This is a genomic window from Rhodopseudomonas sp. NSM, assembly GCF_052445935.1.
Lineage (GTDB): Bacteria > Pseudomonadota > Alphaproteobacteria > Rhizobiales > Xanthobacteraceae > Rhodopseudomonas.
Map to the genome: position 1 here is coordinate 235,855 of NZ_JBQTCH010000004.1, position 26,855 is coordinate 262,709.

Here is a 26,855-nt window from a genome sequence, read left to right on the forward strand (position 1 = left end):
GGGCAGCGTAACGGGAGGCTTTGATGCCGCTTGCTGATCTCTATGGCCCGGAAAATTTCGGCCTGCCGCCGCATGCGCGTCAGCCGTCGCTCGCCCGCGCGCCGCTGAGCGCGGTGGAAAAGGCGCGCGCGCTGCCGATGCCGCAGCTCGAATGGACGCCCGAGGTCGAGCGCGCGACCGCGCATCTTTATGCGCGGGTGCAGAACGTGATCCCGCCGGTCGAGTGGCCGTTCATGGCGCCCTACGTCAAGGCGATCAACGAGCTGAAGCGCGAGCGCGACGCCGTGATCCTGGCGCACAACTACCAGACGCCGGACATCTTCCACTGCGTCGCCGACATCGTCGGCGACTCGCTGCAGCTTGCGGTCGAGGCGACCAAAGTCAAAGCCTCGACGATCGTGCAATGCGGCGTGCACTTCATGGCGGAGACCTCGAAGATCCTCAATCCGGACAAGCGCGTGCTGATCCCGGATTCCCGCGCCGGCTGCTCGCTGGCGTCGAGCATCACCGGTGAAGACGTGCGCCTGTTGCGCGAGAAATTCCCCGGCGTGCCGGTGGTGGCTTACGTCAACACGTCCGCGGACGTGAAGGCGGAGGTCGACATCTGCTGCACCTCGTCGAACGCCGTGAAGGTGGTGGAGAGCCTCGGCGTCGAGCGCGTGATCATGGTGCCGGATCAGTATCTGGCGAAATACGTCGCCTCCCAGACCAAGGTGAAGATCATCGCCTGGAAGGGCGCCTGCGAAGTACACGAGCGCTTCACCGGCGACGAGCTGCGCACCTATCGGGAGGCCGACCCGAGTGTGAAGATCATCGCGCATCCGGAATGCCCGCCGGACGTGCTGGCCGAGGCCGACTTCACGGGCTCCACCGCGCACATGATCGACTGGGTCAAGACCCGGCATCCGAAGCGGGTGGTGATGATCACCGAATGCTCGATGGCCGACAATGTCCAGGCCGAACTGCCGGACATCGAAATGGTGCGGCCGTGCAACCTGTGCCCACACATGAAGCGGATCACGCTGGCGAAGATTCTCGACAGCCTGGTGTATCTGCGCGAGGAAGTGACGGTCGACCCCGCCATCATCGCGCCGGCGCGGCGCTCGGTCGAGCGGATGATCAATCTGACCAACTGAGCCGCTTGCTGCGGCGTCCTGGACGGCGGCCGTTCCTGATGGCGGTCGCCGTCTCCACCTCGCAGTCCGCGCAAGGACGTTCCACGGACGCAGGCTGAGGATCGGACCACCCAGATGGGTTTTTCCCCTGAGATTGAATCGCTCGGCGCCCATGGCGACATCGTCATCGTCGGCGGCGGCCTCGCCGGCCTGTTCTGCGCGCTGAAGCTGGCGCCACGGCCGGTCACGGTGATCACCGCGGCGCCGCTCGGCGAAGGCGCCTCGACCGCCTGGGCGCAGGGCGGCATCGCCGCCGCGGTCGGCGAAGGCGACAGCGCGGAATCCCACGCCGCCGATACGATCGCGGTCGGTGCCGGCCTGGTCGACGAGGCGGTGGCGCTCGGGCTGGCGCAGGAAGCCGGCGCACGCATCCACGATCTGCTGGAATACGGCGTGCCGTTCGATCGCGACCTCGAAGGAAGGCTCGCGGTGGCGCGGGAAGCAGCGCATTCGGCGCGACGGATCGTCCACGTTCGCGGCGACATGGCCGGCAAGGCGATCATCACCGCACTGATCGAAGCCGTGCGCGGGACGCCGTCGATCCGGGTACTCGAAGGCTGGTTCGCCGAAGCGCTGCTGACCGACGGCGATGCCGTCGCCGGGCTGCAACTGCGCCGCGCCGGCAGCATCCTCACCTCGCCGGTGGCGATCGCGGCGCGGGCCGTGGTGCTGGCGACCGGCGGCATCGGGCATCTCTACGCGGTGACGACCAATCCGCCGGAAGCCTCCGGTCAGGGGCTGGCGATCGCCGCGCGCGCCGGCGCGGTGATCGCCGATCCGGAATTCGTGCAGTTTCATCCGACCGCCATCATGGTCGGCCGCGATCCCGCGCCGCTCGCCACCGAGGCGCTGCGTGGCGAGGGCGCGACGCTGATCAACGGACGCGGCGAACGCTTCATGCCAGCGCTGCATCCGCTCGCCGAGCTGGCGCCGCGCGACATCGTCGCGCGCGGCGTGTTCGCCGAAGTCGCGGCGGGCCGCGGCGCGTTTCTCGATGCAACGCAGGCGATTGGAGCAAAGTTCGCGCACGAATTTCCGACTGTGTACGAGAGCTGCGTCTCGGCCGGCATCGACCCGGCGACGCAGCCGATTCCGATCGCGCCCGCGGCGCACTACCACATGGGCGGCGTCGCGGTGGACACGCGCGGCCGCACTTCACTGAAGGGGCTGTGGGCCGCCGGCGAAGTGTCCTGCACCGGCGCGCACGGCGCCAACCGGCTGGCGTCGAACTCGCTGCTCGAAGCGGTGGTTTATGCGGCGCGGATCGCCGAGGACATCGCCGGCACCGAGTTGCGGGCGGCGACCGGCCGGTTCGATCCGGGCGCGCCCGCGCGCGAAGCGGCGCTCGACCCGGCGCAGGAGCAGAGCCTGCGCGCGACGATGTCGTCCAGGGTCGGCGTGATCCGCGACCGCGACGGCCTGTCCGATGCGGTGCGGGCCTTCGCGGCACTCGAAGCCGAGGCGGGCTCGTCGGCGCTGTCGAACATGGCGACGACGGCGCTGCTGGTGGCGACCGCGGCGCTGGCGCGGACCGAGAGCCGCGGCGCGCATTTTCGCTCCGACTTTCCGACGGAGGATCCGGCGCTGGCGGAGCGCAGCATCACCACGCTCGCGCAGGCCCGCGAACGCGCCGCGGCGCTGACGAATGGCGCGACCATCCTGCCGTTTCCGACGAAGGCGCAAACCGCGCTCGCCTGATCCCTCCCTTCCGACTGCCCAGGAGCAGCTCACATGATTTCGACGACTTTGCTGCATCCCGACGCCTTCCTCTCGCCGCTCGCGATCGAAGACGCCATTCGCCGCGCGCTCGACGAAGATCTCGGTCGCGCCGGCGACGTCACCTCGATCGCGACGATTCCGGAGCAAACCAGGGCCCAAGCGATCATGGTGGCGCGGCAGGCGGGCGTGATCGCCGGGCTGCCGCTCGCGATCGAGGCGTTCCAGCGGCTGTCGCCCGACATCGCCATCACCGCCCATGTCCGTGACGGCGATGCGGTCGCAGCCGGCACCGATGTGCTGACGATAGCGGGAGCGGCCCGGGCGATCCTGTCCGGCGAGCGCACCGCGCTGAATTTCGTCGGCCGGCTGTCGGGCATCGCCACGCTGACCGCGGACTATGTCCGCCACACATCCGGCACCAAGATGCGGATCTGCTGCACCCGCAAGACCACGCCGGGGATGCGCGCGTTGGAGAAATACGCTGTGCGCTGCGGCGGCGGGTTCAACCATCGCTTCGGCCTGGATGATGCGATCCTGATCAAGGACAATCACATCGCCGTCGCCGGCGGCATCCGCCCGGTGCTGGAGGCGGCGCGGGCGAAGATCGGCCATCTGGTGAAGGTCGAGATCGAGGTCGATACGCTCGATCAGTTGCGCGAGGTGCTCGACACCGGCATGGCCGACGTCGTGCTGCTCGACAACATGGACCTCGATACGCTGAAACGCGCCGTGGCGATGGCGCAGGGCCGCGTGGTGCTGGAGGCCTCCGGCGGCGTCACCCGCGATTCGATTCGCGCGATCGCCGAGACCGGCGTCGACTACGCCTCCGCCGGGGCGCTTACTCATTCAGCGCCGAACTTCGACGTGGCGCTGGATATCGACGCGTAGTTCATTGCGTGACCTCTCCCGCTTGCGAGAGAGGGACGCGCTGCCGGGGGCGCTCGCGCAGTGCCTCTCGGCGTCGTCGCGAGCGGATGTCTCAGTTCTTCGCGCTGATCTCGGCCGAGCTCCTGGCGGCTTCGGAGAGTTGGGCGGAAATGGCGGCGGTTTGGGCGGCGTCGCCCCAGCTCGGAGCGTCGCTGCCGTCGCCCCAGGCGCGCGGGCGATAGAAGGTGTGCACGCCGGTCTTGTACATCTTCTTCATCTCGTGCACCCAGGACGGCCGCACCCAGTAGGCGTGGTAGTGCGTCGACTTCGCGACTTCCGGCAGCCACAGCTTGCCGTCGAGCATCGCCGCGGCGATCCGCCTGGCGCGATCCCACATCTCCGGCTCGCGCACGACGTCGGCGACGCGATCGCAGGCGAAGGTGAACTGACAGGCGAGCCGCCGGTGCTTGTTCTGATACACCACGCCACAGACGTTGGTCGGGTAGAAGCCCGAGAAGGCGCGGTTCAGCACCACCTGCGCCACCGCGATCTGGCCGCGCACCTTTTCGCCGCGCGCTTCGAAATACACCGCCTCGGCGAGGCACTTCTCGTGCCTGGCGCGCAGCTTGGAATCGAACAGGCCGAGCCGTTGAGCCGGCGTCCGGGCGTGATGATCGATATTGACCTCACCCTTACCGGCGACGCTTTCACCGGCCGCTTCCGGAGCGACGGCGGTCGCCGACAGCAACGGCGACTTCATGTCCGGATCGATGCCGTGCGGCGTGACGATGATCGGCTCCTCGCCGGGCCGCCACTGCTCGAGCGATTCTTCCAGTCCGCCGAGCGAGCCGGTGCCGAAGAACAGGCTCGACGTCTTGACGGTGAACGGATCGCGCGGCGGCGCGCCGGCGGCATCGGCCGGGCCGGCCGCGTGCAGCGCGTCGGAGCCCAGCGCATGCGCAGCGTCGTACTGCGTCAGCGGCTCGGACTGCAGCGCTTCGGCGAGCTCCGGGTCGAGCGGCGAATTGTCGGCCGGCGTGTGCGCGGCGGTCTTGGCGCCGGCGACGTTCGGCGCATTCGAATCGTCGGTCGCGGACGGCGCGTGCTCGTCGGGCGTCGCGGGCTCCGGCTTGAAGATCGCGAGGCGATCACCCTTCAGCGTGCGATCCACCGCCGGGAAATCTGACGCCTGATAGCGCTGCGGCGGCTGCGCCAGCGGATTGCGGGTGGTCGCGCCGAGCAGGCCGAGCTTGCCGTCGAGGCTGGCGAGCCGATAGGTCGAGCCCTGCGGCGTCCAGGTGCCGATCGGACGACCGAACGCGAAAGTCGCCACCTGGATCGAACCGACCGAGGAAGCGAACATCCGCTTCTGCCAACGTTCGGTCACTCCCGGCTGGCGGACCAGCAGCGAGGCGATATCCTGATAGCCGATTTCGGTCGGGAACACTGCGAAGACGCAGAGTCCCAGGCCGAAGGACGCAATCCGTGCGCCCTTCGACCGGTTACGCATGACTGACATCTGATACGCTCACGCAACGCTTACTGGGATCGACCAACCAACCGTTACGGACAAGTCGATCGTTTCTGTTGTTATCCGATTAAAGTTGCTCGGGCGTTAATCGCCGATGCCCGCGAGCCACACGCAAGAGTTCCCGCCGCTCGCCGCGTAGCGATCGAAAGCCTTGGTAAACGCGGACTTCCTGAAAGTCGTCAACAGCACGTCAACAGACATGCTGAACGTTTCGTTGCGAGTTCAGGGCTTCGACCTCGCCGGATTCCGGCCAGGAGACCTGCGCATCACCCCACCGCGTCGCGCGTCGGTCGTGGAGCCGCGACCGTGCTCGATCCGCGCAGGGCGAAACCCTTGACCAGCGCGTAGATCGCGGGAATCACGATCAGCGTCAGCAGCGTCGACGAAACCATCCCGCCGATCATCGGCACCGCGATCCGCTGCATGATCTCCGAGCCGGCTCCCGTGCTCCACATGATCGGCAGCATCCCCGCCATGATCGCCACCACCGTCATCATCTTCGGCCGCACCCGCTCCACCGCGCCGCGCATGATCGCTTCGGCGATATCGCGACGGGTGAGCGCCACGCCCTCGACGGCGCGGTTCGCCGCGATCTCGGCCATCGCGTGATTGAGATAGATCAGCATCACCACCCCGGTCTCGGCGGCGACGCCGGCCAGCGCGATGAAGCCGACCACCACGGCGACCGACAGGTTGAAGCCGAGCACCCACATCAGCCAGATGCCGCCGACCAGCGCGAACGGCAGCGACAGCATCACGATCATGGTATCGGCCACCGAGCGGAAGTTCAGATAGAGCAACAGGAAGATGATCGCCAGCGTCGCCGGCACGACGATCTTCAGCCGCGCCGTGGCGCGCTCGAGATACTCGTACTGACCGCTCCAGACCACGTAGGAGCCGGCCGGAAACGCGATGCTCGCCTTCACCGCGTTCTGCGCGTCCGCAACGTAGCTGCCGAGGTCGCGATCCCGGATATCGACATAGACGTAGACCGCGAGCTGGCCGTTCTCGGTGCGGATCGAGGTCGGGCCACGCGTCGGCGCGACGGTCGCGATTTCGCCGAGCGGCACCGCGCCGCCGTTCGGCATCGACACCAGCACCTCGCTGGCGATCGCCCGGGCCGAGCCGCGCAGATCGCGCGGATAGCGCATGTTGACGCCGAAACGCTGCCGGCCCTCGACCGTGGTCGTCACGGTCTGGCCGCCGAGCGCGGTCGCGATCACGTCGTGGACGTCCTGGATGCTGATGCCGTAGCGCGCCAGCGCGGCGCGATCCGGCGTGATATCGAGGTAGTAACCGCCGAGCGCGCGCTCGGCATAGGCCGACGACGTGCCGGGGACGGCCTTCAGCACCTGCTCGATCTGCTTCGCCAGCCCTTCGAGCGTATCGAGATCGTTACCGATCACCTTGACGCCGACCGGGGTGCGGATGCCGGTGGACAACATGTCGATCCGCGATTTGATCGGCATCGTCCAGGCGTTGGAGACGCCGGGGAACTGCAGCGCGCGATCCATCTCGGCGGTGAGGCTTTCGACCGTCACGCCGGCGCGCCACTGCTGCTTCGGCTTCAGGTTGATGATGGTTTCGAACATCTCCGACGGCGCTGGATCGGTCGCGGTCGCGGCGCGGCCGGCCTTGCCATAGACCGAGGCGACCTCCGGGAACGAACGGATGATCCGGTCCTGAGTCTGCAGCAGTTCGGCCGCCTTGGTCACCGAAATGCCGGGCAGCGTCGTCGGCATATACAGCAGCGTGCCTTCGTCGAGGGTCGGCATGAACTCGGTGCCGATCTGTCGCGCCGGCCAGACCGTGACGGCGAGGATCGCCACCGCGGCGAGGATCACGATCAGCTTGGCGTTCAGCACCGCCTTGATCACCGGACGATAGATCCAGATCAGCGCCCGGTTGATCGGGTTTCTGTGCTCCGGAACGATCCGGCCGCGGACGAAGATCACCATCAGCGCCGGCACCAGCGTCACCGACAACAGGGCCGCCGCCGCCATCGCGAAGGTCTTGGTGAACGCCAGCGGACTGAACAGCCGCCCTTCTTGCGATTCCAGCGTGAGGATCGGCAGGAACGACACGGTGATGATCAGCAGGCTGAAGAACAGCGCCGGGCCGACTTCGGCGGCGGCCTCGATCAGGACCTCGACGCGGGACCTCTCCGGCGGCGCCCGCTCCAGATGCTTGTGGGCGTTCTCGATCATCACGATCGCGGCGTCGATCATCGCGCCGATTGCGATCGCGATGCCGCCGAGACTCATGATGTTGGCACCGATGCCCAGCAGCTTCATGAAGCCGAATGCCATCAGGATGCCGACCGGCAGCATGATGATCGCCACCAGCGCGCTGCGGACATGCAGCAGGAACACGATGCAGACCAGCGCCACCACGATGCACTCCTCGATCAGAGTGCTCTTGAGCGTGGCGATCGCGGCGTCGATCAGATTGGAGCGGTCATAGACCGGAACGATTTCGACGGAGCCCGGCAGGCTCGAGGCGATCTCCTCGAAGCGCTTCTTCACGTTGTCGATCACGCTCAGCGCGTTGACGCCGAAACGCTGCAGCACGATGCCGCTGGCTACCTCGCCCTCGCCGTTCAGTTCGGCGATGCCGCGCCGCTCGTCGGGACCGAGTTCGACGCGGGCGACGTCGCGCAGCAGCACCGGCGTGCCGCCCGCGCTCTTCAGCACGATGTCGCCGAGATCGTTGATGCCTTTCAGATAACCCTTGCCGCGGATGATGTATTCGAATTCCGACAGTTCGACGGTCCGCCCGCCGACGTCGGCGTTGCTGGCACGAATCGCGTCGCGTATCTTCGACATGGTGATGCCGAGGTCGCGCATCCGTTGCGGATCGAGGACGACGTTGTACTGCCGGACGAAGCCGCCGACGCTGGCGACCTCGGCGACGCCTTCGGCCTTGGCCAGCGCGAATTTCAGGTTCCAGTCCTGGATCGCGCGCGTATCGGCAAGGTTCAGCTCTTTCGAGATCACCGCGTATTGATAGACCCAGCCGACCCCGGTGGCGTCGGGGCCGATGGTGGGCGTCACGCCGGCGGGCAGCCGGGACGACGCGCCGTTGAGGAATTCGAGCACGCGCGAGCGCGCCCAGTAGATGTCGGTGCCGTCCTCGAAGATGACGTAGACGAACGACGCACCGAAGAACGAAAAACCGCGCACCACTTTCGAGCGCGGCACGGTGAGCATCGCGGTGGTCAGCGGATAGGTGACCTGATCCTCGATCACTTGCGGCGCCTGACCGGGATATTCGGTGTAGACGATCACTTGCGTGTCGGACAGATCGGGGATCGCGTCGAGCGGCAGATGAGTCACGGCGTAGAGGCCGGCGGCCGCGGCGAAACCGGCGCCGAACAGCACCAGCAGCAGATTGCGCGCGGACCACGCGATCAGGCGGGCGATCATGGCCTGGCTCCCGCGTCCGAGAAGCCCTTCAGCGCGGCGTTCAGATTGCTCTCCGCGTCGATCAGGAAATTGGCGGAGACCACGACGCGATCGCCCTCGGCGAGACCCTCGCGGATCTCGACATACTCCCGTCCGCGACGGCCGGGCTCGATGCTGCGCGGCTCGTAGCGTCCTTCGCCCTTGTCGATGAACACCACCTGCTTGCTGCCGGAATCCAGAATGGCGCTGTCCGGCACCGCCAGAACGGGTTGCGCGCCGCCGGTATCGATCTCGGCATCGACATACATGTCCGGCAGCAACGCGAGATCCGGATTGGCCAGTTCGATCCTGATCCGCGCCGTTCGGGTCTCCTTGCTGATCTGCGGATAGATCAGCTTCACCTCGCCCGTGAAATCGCGCCCCGGATAGCTCCGGGCGCGGACGATGACGCGCTGGCCGAGCGCCACGGCGCCGAGATCGCGCTCGGCGACATCGATCGTGGCCCACAGCCGCGAAATATCGGCAATCCGGAACAGCACGTCGCCGGGCTGCGCCCGCATGCCCTCGGTGGCGTTTCGCTCCAGAACGACGCCGTCGCGCGGCGCCGACCATTCGATCTTGACCGGAGCGGTCCGGCTGGTCTCCATCGCGGTGATAGCCGCCTCGGGAACGTCGAGATTGACCAGCCGCTGCCGCGAGCCGTGCCCGAAGGCCGCAACGCCGCCGACGGTTTTCGAATTGACCGTGGCCATGTATTCGGCCGCTGCGGCGGATATCGCCGCACTGTAGACCTCCATCAGCGGCTGGCCCCTGGCGACGCGGCTGCCGGTGGTGACGTCGGCGATCTTCTGAATGAAGCTCTCGGATCTCATCGCAATCACCGACACCCTGCGTTCGTCGAGCTGGATCACGCCGGGCGCACGGATCGTGGTGCGGATCACGCGCGGAGCGGCCGCTTCGGATTTGACGCCGGTGCGCTGAATCTTCCCCGGCGACAGTTTCACCGACCCGTCGTCGGTGTCGTCGCCTTCGTAGACCGGGATGTAGTCCATCCCCATCGAGTCCTTCTTCGGCACCGGCGAGATATCGGCCAGCCCCATCGGATTGCGATAGAATTTGATCTTGCGATCCGTCGCGACCACCTGCGGCGGCGCGACGGGGGCGTCATCGTCGAAGTTCAGGTCGGCGCTGGCCGGCACGGCGCGGTAGTCGCGCCCGTCGGACGTCTTGCGCGGCGCCAGCGAATAGGACGGCTTGCCGTCCGGGTCCTGATAGTAAGCCGGCTCGTCGCTGCTCTGCGCGGACGCGGGCGCGATCAGCGCAGGCGTGAAGGTCAGGTGCTCGCGGACACCCGGCATGCTGCCGGCCGCCACCGCGATGATCGCGGTGGCGCCGGCCGCGAGGGCGATGCGCTTCACTTGTTCGCCGTGATGACGAGCTTGCCTTCGACCGTGCCGGTCTCGCCCTGCACCTTGGCGCCGAGCGACAGCAGCCAGCGGCCTTCCATGCCGAAGGCGGCCTTGAAGCGATAGGTTCCCGGATCGCCGCCGGGCTCGCGCACGATCTTGGTCGCCATTTCGGCCATCCCGTCCGGCGCCATATCGAGGCGCATCGCGAAGATCACCGCATCCGGCACCGGCTTGCCGGTGGCCTTGTTGATCAACTGCACGGAAACGAGCTTGTCGCGGCCGACACCGACGGTCGGCTCGATGAGACGGAACTCGTAGTCCTTGATGTCGGCATGGGAGACGGTGGTAGCCCCGAATATGGCAACGGCGGCAAGCGCAGCCCGAAGGGCGCGCGAAAGCTGAGTCTTCATTTTTCTATACCTCGAAAGCGTTGGTCAGACCGCAAGGCGGCATGAATCGCGTCGCGCGAAACGTCACGCGACGGCAGACGGCGCGTCAGCGCCGCTCAGACCAGCGATCGAGGCGGATATTCGGGTGGCGGGTGGCCAAGGCCGTCGGGCCGGAAATCGTTCGTCGGCATTTGCGCGCCGATCGTGGCGACCGGCAACGGCAATGCGACCGTGCCCGGCATCCCGGTCAGGAAACTGGAGGAACAGCCCGCCATCGACAGGCACTTACCGCAATCGACAGGAGTCGACGGCGCCTCGGATGGACAGCACGGCATCTCGGCCATCTCGTCGACGACCGCAGCGGACATCACGCCCACCGACGGCACTGCCGCCAAATGGCCTGCCATCACGTGATCCGTCATCCCATGCATGGCCGTCGCCGGCGGCGCGGCCGAATGCGCGTCGGCCATCGCGGGCCGGGCCAGCGGCGCCAGCACGAGGCCCGCGACCATCACGGCCGCCAGCAGCCGGCGTATGGTGAGAAGCAGGTTCACGACCAGAGGATCGCATATTTCGCGGCGGTGCGAAAGATCCGGGGCGGACCGGAGGTCGCCCCCGCGAATGCAAGACGGCCGGAGCGACGCCCCGGCCGTGATGTCCCAACCACCCACGTCATCGTCGGCGAAAGCGGGTGATGACGGCTGCGCGTTACGCCTGGCTGCTGATCGCCTTGCCGAGCGCGGCCTGGGCCGCCGCGAGGCGGGCAATCGGCACGCGGTAGGGCGAGCACGACACGTAATTGAGGCCGATCTCGTGACAGAACGCGACCGAGGCGGGATCGCCGCCGTGCTCGCCGCAGATCCCGACCTTGAGATCCGGACGGGTCTTGCGGCCGCGCTCGACGCCGATCTTCACCAGTTCGCCGACGCCGTCACGGTCCACCGAGACGAACGGGTCGACCGCGAAGATGCCCTTCTCGATATAGGTGCCGAGGAAGCTCGCGGCGTCGTCGCGGCTGATGCCGTAGGTGGTCTGCGTCAGATCGTTGGTGCCGAACGAGAAGAATTCGGCGGTCTCGGCGACGTCGCCGGCCATCAGGCAGGCGCGCGGCAGCTCGATCATGGTGCCGACCTGATAGGTCAGCTTGGCGCCGGTCTCGCGCGACACCGCATGCGCGGTGGCGTCGATCCGGGCCTTGACCATGTCGAATTCGGCGCGGGTCGCGATCAGCGGCACCATCACTTCGAGCCCGACGGCATCGCCGGTGCGCTTCTCGGCCTCGACCGCGGCCTCGAAGATGGCGCGGGCCTGCATCTCGGCGATCTCCGGATAGGCGATCGCCAGACGGCAGCCGCGGAAGCCGAGCATCGGGTTGAATTCGGACAGGTCGCGGGCGCGATCGGCGAGCCGGCGAGGATCGGCGTTCATCGCCCGGGCGACTTCCTCGATCTCGGCGTGGCTGTGCGGCAGGAATTCGTGCAGCGGCGGATCGAGCAGCCGGATCGTCACCGGCAGGCCCTTCATGATCTCGAACAGTTCGACGAAATCGGCGCGCTGCATCGGCAGCAGCTTGGCCAGCGCGGCGCGGCGGGACTGCTCGTCTTCGGCGAGAATCATCTCGCGCACGGTGCGGATGCGGGTCTCTTCGAAGAACATGTGCTCGGTGCGGCACAGGCCGATGCCTTCGGCGCCGAACTTGATCGCGGTGCGCGCGTCGACCGGCGTGTCGGCATTGACGCGAACCTTGAGCTTGCGGACCTGATCGGCCCAGCCCATCAGCGTGGTGAAGTCGCCCGACAATTCAGGCTCGATCATCGGCATCCGCCCGGCCAGCACCTGGCCGACCGAACCATCGATGGTGATGATGTCGCCGGTCTTGAAGGTGCGGGCGCCGATCGTCATCGTACCGCGACCGTAATCGACGCGGATCGAACCGCATCCCGACACGCAGGGCTTGCCCATGCCGCGCGCCACCACGGCGGCGTGCGAGGTCATGCCGCCGCGGGTGGTGAGAATGCCTTCGGAGGCGTGCATGCCGTGAATGTCTTCGGGGCTGGTCTCGATCCGGACCAGGATGACCTTGCGGCCGTCGGCCTGCAGCTTGGCGGCCTCGTCGGACGAGAACACGATCTCGCCCGAGGCGGCGCCCGGCGACGCCGGCAGGCCGGTGGCGATGACGTCGCGCTTGGCGTTCGGATCGATCGTCGGATGCAGCAGCTGGTCGAGCGAGCTTGGCTCGATCCGGCTGATCGCGTCCTTCCTGTTGATCAGGCCTTCGCTCGCGAGTTCGACCGCGATCCGCAGCGCCGCCTTGGCGGTGCGCTTGCCGCCGCGGGTCTGCAGCATCCACAGCTTGCCCTGCTCGACGGTGAATTCCATGTCCTGCATGTCGCGATAGTGCTTTTCCAGCAGGGTGTAGATCCGCGTCAGTTCCTGGAAGGCGTCCGGCATCGCGACTTCCATCGACGGCTTGTCGGAGCCGGATTCGAGTCGCGCGTGTTCGGTGATGTCCTGCGGCGTGCGGATGCCGGCGACGACGTCCTCGCCCTGGGCGTTGATCAGGAATTCGCCGTACAGCCGGCTCTCGCCGGTCGACGGGTTGCGGGTGAAGGCGACGCCGGTGGCCGAGGTCTCGCCCATGTTGCCGAACACCATCGCCTGCACGTTGACGGCGGTGCCCCAGGACTCAGGAATGTCGTGCAGGCGGCGATAGGTCATCGCGCGGGCGTTCATCCACGACGAGAACACCGCGCCGATCGCGCCCCACAGCTGGGCGTGCGGATCCTGCGGGAAGTCCTGACCGATTTCGCGGGCGACGGCTTCCTTGTACTGGCCGACCAGCGCGACCCAGTCGTCGGCGTCGAGGTCGGTGTCGAGCGTGTAGCCCTTGCTGTCCTTGTAGCTGTCGAGGATTTCCTCGAAATGATGATGCTCGAGGCCGAGCACCACATCGGAATACATCGTGATGAAGCGGCGATAGCTGTCATAGGCGAAGCGGCGGTCGCCGGATTTCAGCGCCAGCGCTTCGACGGTCTGGTCGTTGAGGCCGAGATTGAGCACGGTGTCCATCATGCCCGGCATCGAGGCGCGGGCACCGGAACGCACCGATACCAGCAGCGGATTCTCGCCATCGCCGAAGCTCTTGCCGGTGAGCTTGCCGACGTGGTCGAGCGCGCGCTCGACCTGGGTCTTCAGCTCCTTCGGATAGGTTTTGCCGTTGGCGTAGAAATAGGTGCAGACCGAGGTCGGAATCGTGAAGCCGGGCGGCACCGGCAGGCCGAGATTGGCCATCTCGGCGAGGTTGGCGCCCTTGCCGCCGAGCAGGTCGCGCATGCTCGACTTGCCGTCGGCCTTGCCGTCACCGAAGGTGTAGACCCACTTGCCGGCCTTCGGCGCATCGACCGTTTTCGCCGCGGCCTTGGCCGGCTTCGCAGCCGGCTTGACCACCGCGTTGACAACCGCCTTCGCCACGGCCCGGGCGACCGCTGTCGCCTTGGAAACAGATTTGGCCTTGGAAGCGGGCTTGGTCCTGGAAGCGGGCTTGCTAACCGCCTTGCTGGCGGCTTTCGGCGCCGGCTTCGGCGACGTCTTGGCCAGGGCCTTCCGGGCCGGCGCGACCGCAGGCTTGCTGCGCGACTTGGATGCAGAAGACTTGGTTGCAGAAGGCTTGACTGCAGACTTGGCTGCAGAAGAAGACTTGGCTGCAGAAGAAGACTTGGCTGCAGAAGGCTTCGATTTTGAAGCGGTCTTCTTGGTCTTGGAAGCGGCTTTGGCCATGGCTTTCAACGGTCCGCAAGAGAGGAAGAGATTGGGCCGCTATACACCACGTTTTGGCGGTTGCAAGCAAGCTGGGCGCTATCCTGCCGACTAAAGGTGCAAGAAGCGAAGCGCGCCGAGACCGATCAGTCCAACGCAGATCAGATAGATCGCCACCACGATGTTGAGCAGCCGCGGCATCACCAGAATCAGGATACCGGCGATCAGCGCGACGATGGCGGGAATGTGGGCAGCGGTGATTGTCATGGCAGTTGTCTCCGATGAGAGAATCGCGACCGAATCGCAGCCGGTTTGTAGCTGGCAGGTGCATCGAGCGATACAGCCGCCTGATGACGCCGGAGCCGCCCTGCGGGTTCCATCGCGCCAAAAAACCGCCGGCGCGTCGAAATTTTTCAGGAACACCATGCCGCCGCGGGAATTGCCTCAATGACGAAGGGCATCTGCGGATGCCCTCGCAGTTCCGGATTCGGTTCGTTCAGGTGGACGACACTTGAACGAGATCCGGGCGCAAATCATGCGACTGGATCAGAGAGCCCCGCCCCGTCCCCCGCCCGGGCGGGGTTCTTCTGTTGACGGCTGCGAATGGCAGAACGCGCCGAGGTCAAAGGCCTCCCGGCATGCCTTCTCCAACCTCGCGCGCCCTGTTACAGTCATTGATCGCCGAGCCGATCCCTCGTTTGGCGGTCGTTGATCGCGCTGGCCTCGCCACCGCATCATCCCCACGCCGGGCACCCCATGATTGCGACGCCGTCGTTCCATAGTCTCGGCCTGCTGCTGCTGTTGAGTTTCTTCCTCGGCTTCGCATTCGAGGATTTCTTCGCAAAGACCAGCTCCGCGCGCCCCGGCGGCATCCGCACCTTTCCGTTGCTCTCGCTCGGCGGCGGAATGCTGTATTTGTTCGATCCGACACACCTGATCCCGTTCACCGGCGGGCTCGTCGTGCTCGGCGCCTGGCTCGCGATGTTCTACGGCGTGCATCTGCGCGAGCGCGACGAGAAAGGCGAGCGCAATGCCGGGCTGGTGGTGCTGCTGCTCAACGTGCACGCCTATCTGCTCGGCGCGGTGGCGCTGGCGCTGCCGCATTGGGTCGCGGTCGGCGTCACCGTGGTCGCGGTGCTGCTGCTGACCGGGCGCGACCGGCTGCACACGCTGGCGCGCCGCATCGACATGAAGGAAATCACCACCGCCGGGCAATTCCTGATTCTGACCGGTGTGGTGCTGCCGCTGCTGCCGGCCGAGCCGGTAACGACGCTCACCAGCATCACCCCGCGACAGGCCTGGCTGGCGCTGACGCTGGTCTGCACCCTGTCCTATGCGAGCTATCTGGCGCAGCGCTACTGGCCGAGGGCGGCGCGCGGGCTGTGGATGCCGGCGCTGGGCGGGCTGTATTCGTCGACCGCCACCACGGTGGTGCTGGCGCGGCAGGCGAATGCCGATCCGGCGTCGCGACGGCAGGCGCTGGCCGGGATCACGCTCGCCACCGGCATCATGTATCTGCGCATTCTGGCGATCATCGCGGTGTTCAACCTGGCGCTGGCGCGCCAGCTCGCCGTGCCGATGGCCGGCCTCGCCGCATTGGCGCTGTCGATCGCCGCGCTGCAATACTGGCTGATCAAGGCGCCGGCCGCCGAAGCGCATGACGCGGCGGGGCGCGGCAACCCGCTCGAACTCGGCACCGCCGCGGCGTTCGCGGCGATGTTCGTGCTGATCTCGCTCGCTTCGACCTGGGTGAAGACGGAATTCGGCACCGAAGGCATCTATTGGCTGGCGGCGATCGTCGGCTTCGCCGACATCGATCCGTTCGTGCTCAATCTGGCGCAGGGCGGCACCGCCGGGATCGGCGACCACGCGGTCGCGATCGCGGTGCTGATCGCGGCGTCGTCCAACAACATCCTGAAAGCGGGATACGCGCTGTCGTTCGGCGGCCGCGCGACGCTGCCGAGCGGATTGATTCTGGTGGGACTCGCCGCCGGCGGCGTCGCGCTGGCGCTGCTGCTGGCGGGCATCAAGATGTGAGCTGCGGACAACGCCCGCTCCCTGCACAGCGTCGTCCTGAGAGCCTGCCCCGGACTTGATCCGGGGTGCGAGCGTAGCGAGCCTCGAAGGACGGGCCACGCAGACATCGACCTTGCCCGCGGCCGCACCCTTCGAGGCTCGCCCTCTCGGGCGAGCGCCTCAGCATGACGACTCAGCGATGGAACGAGCTTGAGGAGTTCTTCGTCGACCCCCGCTCAGCCGCCCTTCAGCAGCGACAGCAGCGACGTGGTCGCCTTGTAGCTCTGCACCGCATTGTCGCGGAACGTCGTCGTCCAGTTCGTCGCGGTGCGCTCTTCCGCGCTCATCGCCGAATAGGTGTTGAGCAGGCCGAGGCTGAAATCCGCTGGATTGCCCGAGCTCTGGCTCTGCTTCAGCGCCGTCAGAATGCTGGCGCGGTTGCGGCCGTCGAGCTCGCGCTTGGCGGCGAAGCTCTCTTCCTTGGAGAACAGCTGATCCTGATTGAGCGAGATCGCCGACAGCGAACGGTTGTCGAGCGCCGACAGATCCGCCATCTGGCCGACCTTGCGGCCGGAATCGTAGACGAGCTCCTTGCCGGCGGCGGCGGCCTGCTTGGCCTGATCGTCGAGCGCGGCGCGGGCCGATTTCGCGACGCTGGAGAAGCTCTGGGTGGGGAGCGTGCTGCCGGACGGATATTGCGCCAGATAGGCCGCGACCGGGTCGCCGGAAATCCCCGAGGGCACCTTGGTCGGATCGCTCTGCGTCGCGGTGAGGCCCTTGGCGACGGCGGCGCGCTCGGCCTTCCAGGTCGCCGTCGCCTTCTCTTCGTTGCTGGCGCCATCGAGGTAGTCCGCGGCGGCCTTGTAGACAACGGAGTAATCGCCGGTGAGTTGCGCGGTCTGCGCCGCGGGCGACAGCGCGGCGTTGAAGCCGGCGATCCGCGTCACCGCGGCGAGCGTCTGCTCGGCTTCGGTGAATTGGCCGCCGCTGTTGGCGGCGATCGCATACACCGCGCGGCGATCCAGCGACGACAGATCGATCGTGGGCTTGCCGCCGGCGTCATAAGGACCGGACGCGCCGGCCGCTTTGTAGAGCTTGTCGAGCGCGGCGCGGCTGTCGCTGATGACGGTGGAGAAATCCTTCGAGGCCGTGGCATTGGCGAGCTGCGCCCGCGCCGCCGCCGACAGCGTGAGGTTCGTCGCGGAGCTGTTCGACGGGATCACATCGTCGCTGGTCGAAGCCAGCACACCCACCAGCGAGTTCTGCGCCACCGCATTGCGGGCATAGGCCGCGCCGTATTGCGCGTAGGAATTGAGGCCGGTGTTGACCGTGGTCATGGGCGATGTCCCGCTGCGCGGAGAGGCGGTTAAGAAACCGTTAGCGCTCGCCAACTTTTCAGGACATGGTTAACGCGGCGTTAAGATCTGCCGCGTGTTGCGGGATATTTCCGCAGCGCCGCCTTCCTGATCGTCGCCGGCTGATCGTCGCCGGCCATGCTCAGCCCAATGTTCAGCCGGCTAACTCAACCAGAACGCCGGCACCGCCGGCTCCAACCGTCCGCCGATCCGGACCGGCGCGATCCTGGTCGCGAGACCGGTCGTATCGTCGGTCTCCACCGCCACGCCGCTCATCGTCGCGACGCCGTTCGCCGGCTCGAACCGGCCCTGGGGAATTCCGGTGGTGAAGCGCTGCAGCGGCTCGTCCTTGTGCATGCCGATCACGGAATCATAATCGCCGGTCATGCCGGCGTCGGTCATGTAGGCGGTGCCGCCGGGCAGGATCTGGTGATCGGCGGTGGGCACATGGGTATGCGTGCCGACCACCAGGCTGGCGCGGCCGTCGCAGAAGTAACCCATGCCCTGCTTCTCGCTCGACGCCTCGCCGTGGAAATCCAGCACCACGGCGTCGGCGGCCTCGCGCAGCGGACAGGCGTCGAGCTCACGCGCGACTGCGGCGAACGGATCGTTCAGCGGCTCCATGAAGACGCGCCCCATCGCGTTGATCACCAGCACGCGGGCGCCGTTGCGGGTCTCGACCAAAGCGGCGCCGCGGCCGGGCGTATGGCGCGGGAAGTTCGCCGGGCGGATCAGGCGCGGCGCGCGCTCGATGAACACCAGCGCCTCCTTCTGATTCCAGGCGTGGTTGCCGAGCGTCACCGCATCAGCGCCGGCGTCGATGAAATCATTGTAGATCGCCTCGGTGATGCCGAAGCCGCCGGCGGCGTTTTCGCCGTTGATGATCGTGCAATCGAGCTGCCAGTCGCGGATCGCTCGGGGCAGATGTTCGGCGATTGCGGTCCGGCCGGATTTGCCGACGACGTCGCCGATGAACAGAATGCGCAAACCTATCGACTCCGGAAAATGAGCGTGCCCTGCTCCGTTATCACATAATCCAGCGCCACGTCGTGGGCCGCGGCGGGCACCGCCTCGATTTGCTGCACGGCAAAAGCGAGCCCGGCGGCAATAACGGGCTTTGTGCGGCGCAGCGCCTCGAGCGTGCGATCGTAGTGGCCGGCGCCGTAGCCGATGCGATGGCCGAGGGCATCGAACGCGGCGAGCGGCGCCAGCACGATGTCCGGGACGATCTCGCGCGCGGCGGGTGGCGGCTCCAGAATACCGAGCGGACTGCGTTGCAGCGCCTCGCCCTCCGACCAGGTGCGGAACGTCAGCGGCCGGCCCGGTGCGGTCACCACCGGCAAGGCCAGCGTTGCGCCACGCAGCAGAAGCGCGCGCATCAGCGGCAACGGATCGATCTCGCCGCGGATCGGCACGTAACCGGCGACATTTGCACCCTCCGGCACCGCAAACGGCAGCGGCCGGACGGCTATCGCAGCGGCGGCCGCGGCGCGGACCTCGTCCGGCAGGGCAAGCCGCCGCGCCAATGCTGCGGCGCGCAATTCATCCTTGGAGACGCTGTCTGAGAGTTCGGTCATCCCCGCTTATAGGCAGGGGCCGCCGGCCGGAAAAGCCGGGAGCCTGGAAGGGAGGAGAAAGTGCGAAGCCACCTGACCGTTGAAGCGCTCGATCCCGGAGTTCCCTACGAAAGTAGGTGGGCACCATGTGACCGGATCCACGGACCCGGCCAGGGACAGTTCCCGGAAGGATCGATAAGGCCCCGGGGATATATGGCTCCTGACGCGAAACGCAGCCTCGCCCTCGCAATGTAGCGATGATACCGCCGCTTCGCCAGCCTCGCCTGCACGTTTCGTTGCGACGGAACGAACCCCTGACGCCCGCCGCCGTTTTCAGCTATTGAGGGATGCCGTCCCACGATCGCCATCAATGCGGGCGATGCGGAACGTCCGACGCAACCGGATTACTCAACCGGATTATTATGGCCGCCAAATCCAGCACCACGATTGCCCGCAGAGCCCGGACCCGGGCCGAGGCCGATTTCGCCACCTGGTTGATGATGGCGAAGCTCGGCAGCTTCGACACCCTGCCGGAGAACGCGCAGACCGTGCTGAACGCCTATCGCGAACGGCTCGACCGGATGAGCGAGATCGAATCCAAGACGATCGCGGTGCGCGAGACCTATCAGGCCTATTACAGCGACATGGGCGGCACCGGCGACGCGCCGGAGCCAGAACCACGCACCCCGCCGGCGGAGCCCGGCGAGGCCCCGGTCGACAATGTCGTCCGCTTCAAGAAGCCGCCGAAGCCGCAGGTCACCCGCGCGGCCGACCGCGGCGCCCGCCCGGCTCGGCAATCGGGCCGCAGACCGGTCCCGGCGCTGCTGATCTTCGCCGCTCTGGTCGCGGTCGTGGTGGCGTGGAAGTTTCTGACGAAGTGAGCTAACGAAGCTCACGCCGTCGTGTCAGGTCGCGGTGACGTTGCGTCGCGACGACACGCGGACGTCGCGAGATCAGTCCGCTGAACTGACGAAACAGAAGCGCCAATCCGACGACGGCAAAGCCTGCGAGTGCGATTAGGGACAGCACGGGCAGAGCCATCCGGAACAAATTGATAGTGTCCGACATTTGCTGGTACCTCGCTTATCGAGGTCAAGGACCGACTCATCGTTTGGTTCCTCGCGGCAAAATCGGCTAACCTGATCGAAACAACGCGGGAGGACTGGCAGTGGACGATGACACCCGGCGCGACGCACCGCCGAGCGGCAGCAACGCAACCCCGAAGCCGACCGCGCCCAAACCGCCGCTGGTCGACAGCCTGATCGACCTGATGATCGACGGCGCGGCGGCAATTACCAAGGCCGCCGCGAAGAGGGCAGCGCACAGCCTCGTCGGCACGCCACGCAAGAAGCGCACCGCCGCCCGGGCCGGCCTGATCGGCGCGCCCAAAAAAGCTGGGAAGAAGGCCGCAAAAAAGGCTGCGAAAGCTGTCACCGGCGCGGCCAGGAAGACCGCGAAACAGGCGGTTAGCAAGACTACCAGCGAGACGAAATCGGCGAAGGTTAAATCAGCCAAGACGCCGACGTCGAAGGCCGCCAAGCCCAAGACGGCAAGAGCCAAGACCACAAAGACCAAGGCGCCACCCAAGACTTCGAAAGCAAAGGCATCGAAGGTCAAGGCTCCGAAGGCCAAGGCCTCAAAAGCAAAGGCCTCGAAAGCCAAGGTCTCAAAAGCAAAGTCTTCGAAATCCAAGACCTCGAAATCTAACGCTTCGAAGGCGAAGAGCCGCCGCTGAGCGCTGGTCGTCGGTTGAGCTGAAGCGCGGCCGCACAACATCGATGTTGGTCATTCCGGGGCGCGCGGAGCGCGAACCCGGAATCTACCCGCGATGCTCTGAACGTCTGGATTCCGGGTCTGCGCCTCGAGGGCACATCCCGGAATGACGAACGACGGGGCGGCGAAGCGATGCTGACGAATTGCCCGTTAAAGCATCTTCGATGTTGCGATGCGCTCCAAGCCCTGCGAGCGCCGCCACCAACTCACCGACGGCTTTCACATGCCGCGGTCGATCGGCTTTTCGATCGCGCCGCCGGCCTCGGCCCAATCCTTGAATGCGCCGAGATTGTAGACCTCGGCGTAGCCCATGTCCTTCAGCACCTTGCCGGCCAGCGCCGAGCGGCCGCCGGAGGCGCAGTACACGATCACCGGTCTGTCCTTGGCGAGGCGGTTGTCGTGAAACGGCGTGTCCGGATCGGCCCGGAACTCGAGCATGCCGCGCGAGATGTGCAGCGAGCCCTCGACCTTGCCGCTGTTCTCGACCTCGGGCGCGTCGCGCACGTCGACCACCACGGCGCCCTTGCCCATCAACTCGCGCGCCTGATCCGGGGTGACCCGCGGCACCGCCGCATTGGCGGCTTCCATCATCTGCTTCACATTGGTGGTCATTGCAGTCTCCCTTGAATGGCTTTCAATCATCGGATCAGCCAGCGCGGCGTGTTCGACGCATAGTCGATCCAGTCGTCGCCGAACTTGATCGCCAGATGGCGTTCCTCGCGGCGGATCGCCAGGCGATCGACCGCCGCCGCGGACAGCAATGCGAACACGACGAACCACGCATTGCCGAAACCGAGCCCGATGCCGATCAGCAACAACGTGTTGGCGAGATAGATCGGATTGCGGCTGAAGCGGAATGGTCCCCAGGTCACCAGCCGGTCCGCGGCGCGATGCGGCAGGATGTTGGTGCGGGCGCTGCGCATGGTCAGGATCGCCCACAGATCGAGACCGAGGCCCAGTCCCGCAACCGCATAGCCGATCAGCACGACTGATTGCGCGCGCGGCAAGCTCAGCGGCGCCACCATGCCGAGCCCGATCGAAGCCAGCGCCGCCAGCGTCAGCAGCATCGGCGGCCACGGCAGCCGGTTGGGACGGGTGGTCTCGGAAACGGTCATCGTGACTTGCGCCCTCGATCGTCAACGCACGGCCGGGACAACGATGCGCAAGGCCCGCGCATCGGTTGCGAGAGGCGCCGCAGCGGCAACCGCAACGGTCCTCTCGTCCGTGCTCTAATCGAGAGATACGAATTCGTCTATCTATAATTCTGAACCCCGCCGGTACCGATGGAGGCCGCCGCGTGACCGCAAGATGACGCAGTTCAGAGTATTCCGGCCGCCGTCGTGGCGACGATGCGCCACGTCACGCCGCGCCGCGCCATCTCGGCGCCGAGCAGATCGAGCAGGCTGCGGATGTCCTCGTCCGGCCCGGCCACCACGATCTCGACGGCCAGCGCATGGCCACGGACCCGCTCGATCGAGCTGTCGTACTCGACACCGTCGCCATAGCCCTCGACCTCGCGCGCAACCAGGCCGGCTTGTGCGGTGGGCGCGTGCGCGAGCATGACCGCGATCAGATGCTCCTTCAGCGCCGCCGGCGCGATCAGCGTCAACACCACGCGATTCATGCCGCCTTCTCCGCCACAATGCCGAAGCGGCGGTACAGTACCGGCAGGATCACCAGCGTCAGCAGCGTCGACGACACCAGCCCGCCGATCACCACGATCGCGAGTGGACGCTGCACGTCGGCGCCGGGGCCGGTGGCGAACAGCAGCGGCACCAGGCCGAACGCGGTGATGCTGGCGGTGAGCAGGATCGGCCGCAGCCGCCGCTGCGCACCGAGTTCGACGATCTGATCCGGCGGCAGGCCCTGACTGCGCAGCGTGTTGAAATACGTCACCAGCACCAGCCCGTTCAGCACCGCGATGCCGAGCAGCGCGATGAAGCCGACCGAGGCCGGCACCGACAGATATTCGCCGGAGATCAGCAGGCTGAACACGCCGCCGACCAGCGCGAACGGAATGTTGACGAACACCAGCAGCGCCTGCCGCAGCGACACGAAGGTGACGAACAGCAGCAGAAACACCAGTGCCAGCGCGATCGGCACCACGATGCCGAGCCTTGCGGCGGCGCGCTGCTGGTTCTCGAACTGGCCGCCCCAGACGATACGGTAGCCCTCCGGCAGCTTGACGCGCTCGGCCACCGCGGCCTTGGCCTCGTCGACGAATCCGACCAGGTCGCGGCCGGTGACGTTGCCCATCACCAGCGCCAGCCGCTGCCCGTTCTCGCGGTCGATCTTGACCGGGCCGTCGATCCGCTCGAGCCGCGCGACATTGGTCAGCGGCACCGACTGGCCGCCGGCGAGCACGAGGCTCAGCCCGGCGAGCCGCGCCGGCGATTCGCGCAAGGCTTCGCTGCCGCGGATGGTGATCGGCGTGCGACGGCCCTGCTCGACCACGATGCCGACGCCCTCGCCCTCGATCTGCGCGCGCAACGCGGCGGTGAGCTGATCGACGTCGAGCCCGAGCCGTCCGGCCTGCAGCCGGTCGATCCCGACGCTGTAATACTCGAAGCCCTCGTTCAGCGTGGTGCGGACGTCCTCGGCGCCCTTCAGCGCCTTCATCGTCGCGGTGATCTGTTCGGCGAGGCTGTTGAGCGTGGCGATGTCGGTGCCGAAGATCTTCGCCACGACGTCGCCGCGGGCGCCGATGATCATCTCCTGCACGCGCATCTCGATCGGCTGGGTGAAGCTGAAGCCGATGCCGGGGAATTCGGCGAGCGCCTTGCGGATCTCGCCCATCAGCCAGTCCTTGTCGTCGGGCCGGCGCCATTCCGATGCCGGCTTCAGGATCACGTAAGTATCGGTCTGGTTGAGCCCCATCGGGTCGAGGCCGATTTCATCGGAGCCGACGCGCGCGACGATGCTCGAAACCTCGGGCACCGCCGCCATCACCGCCTTCTGAATCTTCAGGTCGAGATCGACGCTTGCCTCCAGGCTCACCGAGGGCAGTTTCTCGACGCTGATGATCGGCGTGCCTTCCTCCATCGTCGGCATGAAGATCTTGCCGAGCTGGACATAGGCGAAGCCGGTCGCGACCAGCGCCAGCACCGCGACCGCCAGCACCGCCTTTTCGCGGCGCAACGCGAAATGCAACACCGGCGCATAGGCCGCGCCGATCTTGCGCACCAGCCAGGTGTCGTGATGGCCGGAGGTGCGTAGCAGCAGCGAGGCCAGCACCGGGACCACCGTCAGCGCCAGCAGCAGCGACGAGGCGAGCGCGAACACGATCGTCAGCGCCACCGGGATGAACAGCTTGCCTTCGAGCCCCTGCAGCGTCAGCAGCGGCAGGAACACGATGACGATGATGGCGATGCCCGACGTCACCGGCACCATGACCTCGCGCAGCGCCTGATTGATCCGGTGCAGCAGCGGCACCCGCGCGCCGTGGCGATCCTCCGCCAGATGCGACACGATGTTTTCGACGACCACCACCGCGGCGTCGATCAGCATGCCGATCGCGACCGCGAGACCGCCCAGACTCATCAGATTGGCGGACATCCCGGCCCAGCGCATCAGCACGAAGGTGGCGAGCGCCGACAATGGCAGCGTCAGCGCCACCACCAGAGCGGCGCGCCAGTCGCCGAGGAACAGGATCAGCAGCAGGATCACCAGCACGGTGGCTTCGAGCAGCGATTTCGACACCGTGCCGATGGCGCGGCCGACCAGATCGCCGCGATCGTAGAACACGTCGAGCGTCACGCCCGGCGGCAGCGTCGGCGCGAGCTCCGCGAATTTGGCGCGGACGCCGTCGACGACGTTGCGGGCATTGGCGCCGCGCAGGCCGAGCACCAGCCCCTGCACCGCCTCGCTGTCGCCGTCGCGGGTCACCGCGCCGGAGCGTGTGATGCTGCCGATCCGCACCTCGGCGACGTCGCGCACCCGCACCATGCCGCCGTCGCGCGAGGCGAGCACGATGTTGCGAAGATCCTCGAGCGTGCGGACCTGGCCGTCGACGCGGACCAGCAGCACTTCCTCGCCGGCGGACAGTCGGCCGGCGCCGCCATTGCGGTTGTTGGCCTTGATCGCCTTCTCCAGCATGTCGATCGAAATGCCGCGTGACGCCATCGCCAGATTGTCCGGCACGATCTCGAAGGAGCGGACATAGCCGCCGAGCGAATTGACGTCGGCGACGCCCGGCAGCGTGCGCAGCGCGGGGCGGATGGTCCAGTCGAGCAGCGTGCGCCGTTCGGCCAGCGACAGGTCGCCGCCGGCGATGGTGAACATGAACATCTCGCCGAGCGGCGTGGTGATCGGCGCCATCCCGCCGGTGAGGCCGTCCGGCATGTCCTTCATCGCGGAGGCGAGCCGCTCGGCGACCTGGTTGCGCGCCCAGTAGATGTCGACGCCATCGGCGAAATCGATGGTGACGTCGGCGAGGCCGTATTTGGTGGTCGAGCGCAGGATGGTCTTGTTGGGGATGCCGAGCATTTCCAGCTCGAGCGGCATCGTCACCCTGGTCTCGACCTCCTCGGGCGTCATGCCAGGCGCCTTCATGATGATCTTGACCTGCACCGGCGAGACGTCCGGGAAGGCGTCGATCGGCAGGCCGCGCACGGCGTAGATGCCGGCGCCGATCAGCAGCAGCGTGGCGAGCACCACCAGCAGGCGATGCGCGAGCGAGAACTCGACCAGACGCGCGAGCATCTACTCGACCCCGCCGAGACCTTGCCAGGCGCCCTTCAGCGCAGCCAGGCCGCGCACCGCGATCCGCTCGTCGCCGCGGAAGCTGCCGCTGACCACGGCGAATTGCGGCAGCTCCTCGCGGATCTTCACCGGGGTGGCGACGAAGCCGCCCGAGGTCTGCACGAACACGAAGGCGTCGCCGCCGCGCCGCACCATCGCGCCGGTGCGCACCCGCCATTCGCTTTCGCCGCTGGTCGCCGACGTGATCTGCGCCTCGATCATCTGCCCCGGGCGCAGATCCGGATCGGGCTCGTCGAATTCGGCGCGGACGATCACGGTCTGCGAGGTCGGCTCGACGCTCGAGCCGATCGACACCACGCGGCCGACGCAATCGTGGCCGCGCACGGTGACGCGGGCGCCGACGGCGAACTGCTCGGCACGCAGCGCCGGCACCTGGATCTCGACCCACAGCGGCGACAGCTGCGCCAGCCTGAACACCGGCGCCAGCGCCTCGACGGTCTGGCCCGGCATCGTCGCGCTCTCCAGCACCACGCCGTCGATCGGCGAGATCAGCGTCAGCTTCGGATCGAGCTTCTGGCTCGACGTCAGCTTGTCGATCTGCGGCTCGGTCATGCCGACATGCGACAGCGCCTGGCGGCGCTCGGCCGCGGTGGCGCGGGCCTGGTCGTATTCGTTCCGGGTGATGATGACCTGCTTCTTCGGCACCGCGCCGTAGGGCGCGAGCTGCTCCTCGCGGTCGAGATTGGTCTTCAGCAGACCCTCTTTGTTGTAGGCGACGAGATATTCGGCCTGGGCGTGCGCCAGCGCCGGGCTCTGCAGCTCGGCCAGCACGTCGCCGGCCTTGACGGCGCTGTCGGTGCGCACCAGCAGGCGCTCGATCCGGCCGCCGAACGGCGCATTCATCAGCCGGGTGCGATCCGGCGGCACGGTGATCTTGCCGGGGAAGCTGAGGCCCACGGCGACCGGCTGCTGCTCCAGCGGCGAAGTCTCGATGCCGACGCGCTCGGCCTGCACCGGAGAGATCGGCAGCTCATCGCCGGCGCGCGCGACGCCGCAGGCGAGCAGCGCAGCGAGACAGGCGATGGCGATGGGCGAATGGCGGCGCATGGGGTATCTTGGAATCTCGCTGGCTTGGCCGGCGGTCGGCCGACGGCGCGCAGGCTCCCGCAGCCTTTGCGACCAGCCCGGTTCTAGGCCTGATCGC

At 67.0% G+C, this 26,855-nt stretch carries 22 protein-coding genes and 1 other RNA gene; 7 read left to right on the forward strand and 16 right to left on the reverse strand.

The genetic code is table 11. The features are described 5' to 3' along the window. The first annotated feature begins 23 nt into the window (after positions 1 to 23). The 3 genes from nadA (at position 24) to nadC (ending at position 3,782) form a co-directional block, all read left to right on the forward strand. Positions 24 to 1,136 (forward strand): quinolinate synthase NadA, encoded by a 1,113-nt coding sequence (gene nadA, locus ACTZWT_RS13045; RefSeq protein WP_444770107.1) that lies wholly within the window; start codon positions 24 to 26, stop codon positions 1,134 to 1,136. Positions 1,137 to 1,250: 114 nt separating this feature from the next. Next, on the forward strand, positions 1,251 to 2,873 hold the full coding sequence (locus tag ACTZWT_RS13050) for an L-aspartate oxidase (protein ID WP_444770108.1): 1,623 nt from the start codon (positions 1,251 to 1,253) through the stop codon (positions 2,871 to 2,873). Positions 2,874 to 2,906: 33 nt separating this feature from the next. Then, a complete protein-coding gene (gene nadC, locus ACTZWT_RS13055; RefSeq protein ID WP_444770109.1) occupies positions 2,907 to 3,782 on the forward strand; it encodes a carboxylating nicotinate-nucleotide diphosphorylase in 876 nt (291 codons plus the stop codon). Positions 3,783 to 3,873: 91 nt separating this feature from the next. Here the strand turns inward: nadC and ACTZWT_RS13060 are convergent, their stop codons facing one another. The 6 genes from ACTZWT_RS13060 to ppdK all read right to left on the reverse strand — a co-directional run bounded on the left by ACTZWT_RS13060 (position 3,874) and on the right by ppdK (position 13,941). Further along, positions 3,874 to 5,280: a cell wall hydrolase gene (locus ACTZWT_RS13060; RefSeq protein ID WP_444770110.1), complete on the reverse strand. Its 1,407-nt coding sequence runs from the start codon at positions 5,278 to 5,280 to the stop codon at positions 3,874 to 3,876. Positions 5,281 to 5,558: 278 nt separating this feature from the next. After that, a complete protein-coding gene (locus tag ACTZWT_RS13065) occupies positions 5,559 to 8,717 on the reverse strand; it encodes an efflux RND transporter permease subunit (protein ID WP_444770111.1) in 3,159 nt (1,052 codons plus the stop codon). Further along, positions 8,714 to 10,114: an efflux RND transporter periplasmic adaptor subunit gene (locus tag ACTZWT_RS13070; protein ID WP_444770112.1), complete on the reverse strand. Its 1,401-nt coding sequence runs from the start codon at positions 10,112 to 10,114 to the stop codon at positions 8,714 to 8,716. The genes ACTZWT_RS13065 and ACTZWT_RS13070 overlap by 4 nt, the downstream gene beginning before the upstream one ends. Then, the gene (locus ACTZWT_RS13075; protein ID WP_444770113.1) at positions 10,111 to 10,515 is read right to left on the reverse strand and encodes a FixH family protein; all 405 of its coding nucleotides are present in this window, start codon (positions 10,513 to 10,515) and stop codon (positions 10,111 to 10,113) included. The genes ACTZWT_RS13070 and ACTZWT_RS13075 overlap by 4 nt, the downstream gene beginning before the upstream one ends. A gap of 95 nt (positions 10,516 to 10,610) precedes the next feature. Then, positions 10,611 to 11,048, reverse strand: a complete 438-nt coding sequence (locus ACTZWT_RS13080) for a hypothetical protein (protein WP_444770114.1) — start codon at positions 11,046 to 11,048, stop codon at positions 10,611 to 10,613. Between the two features lie 154 nt (positions 11,049 to 11,202). Further along, a complete protein-coding gene (gene ppdK, locus ACTZWT_RS13085; protein WP_444770303.1) occupies positions 11,203 to 13,941 on the reverse strand; it encodes a pyruvate, phosphate dikinase in 2,739 nt (912 codons plus the stop codon). Here ppdK and ACTZWT_RS13090 point away from each other — a divergent pair. Then, the gene (locus ACTZWT_RS13090) at positions 13,934 to 14,365 is read left to right on the forward strand and encodes a hypothetical protein (protein ID WP_444770115.1); all 432 of its coding nucleotides are present in this window, start codon (positions 13,934 to 13,936) and stop codon (positions 14,363 to 14,365) included. The two genes, ppdK and ACTZWT_RS13090, sit on opposite strands and share 8 nt — an antisense overlap. Here the strand turns inward: ACTZWT_RS13090 and ACTZWT_RS13095 are convergent. Further along, positions 14,362 to 14,517 carry a DUF3096 domain-containing protein gene (locus ACTZWT_RS13095; protein ID WP_011439997.1) on the reverse strand — a complete coding sequence of 52 codons (156 nt, stop codon included), beginning with the start codon at positions 14,515 to 14,517 and terminating at the stop codon, positions 14,362 to 14,364. The two genes, ACTZWT_RS13090 and ACTZWT_RS13095, sit on opposite strands and share 4 nt — an antisense overlap. Before the next feature lie 489 nt (positions 14,518 to 15,006). On the opposite strand from ACTZWT_RS13095, the gene ACTZWT_RS13100 reads away from it, so the two are divergent. Beyond that, on the forward strand, positions 15,007 to 16,287 hold the full coding sequence (locus ACTZWT_RS13100) for an MgtC/SapB family protein (RefSeq protein ID WP_444770116.1): 1,281 nt from the start codon (positions 15,007 to 15,009) through the stop codon (positions 16,285 to 16,287). 215 nt (positions 16,288 to 16,502) lie between these two features. On the opposite strand, the gene ACTZWT_RS13105 is transcribed toward ACTZWT_RS13100, so the two are convergent. The 4 genes from ACTZWT_RS13105 to ssrS all read right to left on the reverse strand — a co-directional run bounded on the left by ACTZWT_RS13105 (position 16,503) and on the right by ssrS (position 19,419). Further along, positions 16,503 to 17,603, reverse strand: coding sequence for a hypothetical protein (locus ACTZWT_RS13105; RefSeq protein ID WP_444770117.1), 1,101 nt, complete (start codon positions 17,601 to 17,603; stop codon positions 16,503 to 16,505). Positions 17,604 to 17,783: 180 nt separating this feature from the next. Beyond that, positions 17,784 to 18,608 carry a TIGR00282 family metallophosphoesterase gene (locus ACTZWT_RS13110; RefSeq protein WP_444770118.1) on the reverse strand — a complete coding sequence of 275 codons (825 nt, stop codon included), beginning with the start codon at positions 18,606 to 18,608 and terminating at the stop codon, positions 17,784 to 17,786. 2 nt (positions 18,609 to 18,610) lie between these two features. Beyond that, entirely contained in the window at positions 18,611 to 19,198 is a 588-nt protein-coding gene (locus ACTZWT_RS13115) for a 5-formyltetrahydrofolate cyclo-ligase (RefSeq protein WP_444770119.1), read from the reverse strand. A 61-nt stretch (positions 19,199 to 19,259) separates the two neighbouring features. Then, a non-coding RNA gene (gene ssrS, locus ACTZWT_RS13120) (6S RNA) lies at positions 19,260 to 19,419 on the reverse strand. A 180-nt stretch (positions 19,420 to 19,599) separates the two neighbouring features. Between ssrS and ACTZWT_RS13125 the strand changes: the two genes are divergently transcribed. Further along, positions 19,600 to 20,058, forward strand: a complete 459-nt coding sequence (locus tag ACTZWT_RS13125) for a hypothetical protein (protein ID WP_444770120.1) — start codon at positions 19,600 to 19,602, stop codon at positions 20,056 to 20,058. Between the two features lie 287 nt (positions 20,059 to 20,345). Next, positions 20,346 to 20,912, forward strand: a complete 567-nt coding sequence (locus ACTZWT_RS13130; RefSeq protein WP_444770121.1) for a recombinase RecQ — start codon at positions 20,346 to 20,348, stop codon at positions 20,910 to 20,912. Between the two features lie 257 nt (positions 20,913 to 21,169). Here the strand turns inward: ACTZWT_RS13130 and ACTZWT_RS13135 are convergent, their stop codons facing one another. From ACTZWT_RS13135 to ACTZWT_RS13155, 5 genes are all read right to left on the reverse strand, one after another. Next, positions 21,170 to 21,562: a rhodanese-like domain-containing protein gene (locus ACTZWT_RS13135; RefSeq protein WP_444770122.1), complete on the reverse strand. Its 393-nt coding sequence runs from the start codon at positions 21,560 to 21,562 to the stop codon at positions 21,170 to 21,172. Between the two features lie 26 nt (positions 21,563 to 21,588). Continuing rightward, a complete protein-coding gene (locus ACTZWT_RS13140) occupies positions 21,589 to 22,065 on the reverse strand; it encodes a methyltransferase family protein (protein WP_444770123.1) in 477 nt (158 codons plus the stop codon). A gap of 203 nt (positions 22,066 to 22,268) precedes the next feature. After that, complete coding sequence (locus ACTZWT_RS13145) at positions 22,269 to 22,574, reverse strand: DUF3240 family protein (RefSeq protein WP_444770124.1); 306 nt, start codon at positions 22,572 to 22,574, stop codon at positions 22,269 to 22,271. Beyond that, on the reverse strand, positions 22,571 to 25,651 hold the full coding sequence (locus tag ACTZWT_RS13150; RefSeq protein WP_444770125.1) for an efflux RND transporter permease subunit: 3,081 nt from the start codon (positions 25,649 to 25,651) through the stop codon (positions 22,571 to 22,573). The genes ACTZWT_RS13145 and ACTZWT_RS13150 overlap by 4 nt, the downstream gene beginning before the upstream one ends. Continuing rightward, positions 25,652 to 26,758: an efflux RND transporter periplasmic adaptor subunit gene (locus ACTZWT_RS13155; protein ID WP_444770126.1), complete on the reverse strand. Its 1,107-nt coding sequence runs from the start codon at positions 26,756 to 26,758 to the stop codon at positions 25,652 to 25,654. Between the last annotated feature and the right edge of the window lie 97 nt (positions 26,759 to 26,855).

Bases quoted from the DNA above. Each gene is read 5' to 3' on its own strand.
- ACTZWT_RS13100 (WP_444770116.1), top strand. From the start codon at position 15,007: ATGATTGCGACGCCGTCGTTCCATAGTCTCGGCCTGCTGCTGCTGTTG.
- ACTZWT_RS13060 (WP_444770110.1), bottom strand. From the start codon at position 5,280: ATGTCAGTCATGCGTAACCGGTCGAAGGGCGCACGGATTGCGTCCTTC.
- ACTZWT_RS13115 (WP_444770119.1), bottom strand. From the start codon at position 19,198: ATGACCGAACTCTCAGACAGCGTCTCCAAGGATGAATTGCGCGCCGCA.
- ACTZWT_RS13105 (WP_444770117.1), bottom strand. From the start codon at position 17,603: ATGACCACGGTCAACACCGGCCTCAATTCCTACGCGCAATACGGCGCG.
- ACTZWT_RS13140 (WP_444770123.1), bottom strand. From the start codon at position 22,065: ATGACCGTTTCCGAGACCACCCGTCCCAACCGGCTGCCGTGGCCGCCG.
- ACTZWT_RS13075 (WP_444770113.1), bottom strand. From the start codon at position 10,515: ATGAAGACTCAGCTTTCGCGCGCCCTTCGGGCTGCGCTTGCCGCCGTT.
- ACTZWT_RS13095 (WP_011439997.1), bottom strand. From the start codon at position 14,517: ATGACAATCACCGCTGCCCACATTCCCGCCATCGTCGCGCTGATCGCC.
- ACTZWT_RS13135 (WP_444770122.1), bottom strand. From the start codon at position 21,562: ATGACCACCAATGTGAAGCAGATGATGGAAGCCGCCAATGCGGCGGTG.
- ACTZWT_RS13065 (WP_444770111.1), bottom strand. From the start codon at position 8,717: ATGATCGCCCGCCTGATCGCGTGGTCCGCGCGCAATCTGCTGCTGGTG.
- ACTZWT_RS13125 (WP_444770120.1), top strand. From the start codon at position 19,600: ATGGCCGCCAAATCCAGCACCACGATTGCCCGCAGAGCCCGGACCCGG.
- ACTZWT_RS13150 (WP_444770125.1), bottom strand. From the start codon at position 25,651: ATGCTCGCGCGTCTGGTCGAGTTCTCGCTCGCGCATCGCCTGCTGGTG.
- ACTZWT_RS13050 (WP_444770108.1), top strand. From the start codon at position 1,251: ATGGGTTTTTCCCCTGAGATTGAATCGCTCGGCGCCCATGGCGACATC.
- ACTZWT_RS13155 (WP_444770126.1), bottom strand. From the start codon at position 26,758: ATGCGCCGCCATTCGCCCATCGCCATCGCCTGTCTCGCTGCGCTGCTC.
- nadC (WP_444770109.1), top strand. From the start codon at position 2,907: ATGATTTCGACGACTTTGCTGCATCCCGACGCCTTCCTCTCGCCGCTC.
- nadA (WP_444770107.1), top strand. From the start codon at position 24: ATGCCGCTTGCTGATCTCTATGGCCCGGAAAATTTCGGCCTGCCGCCG.
- ACTZWT_RS13145 (WP_444770124.1), bottom strand. From the start codon at position 22,574: ATGAATCGCGTGGTGTTGACGCTGATCGCGCCGGCGGCGCTGAAGGAG.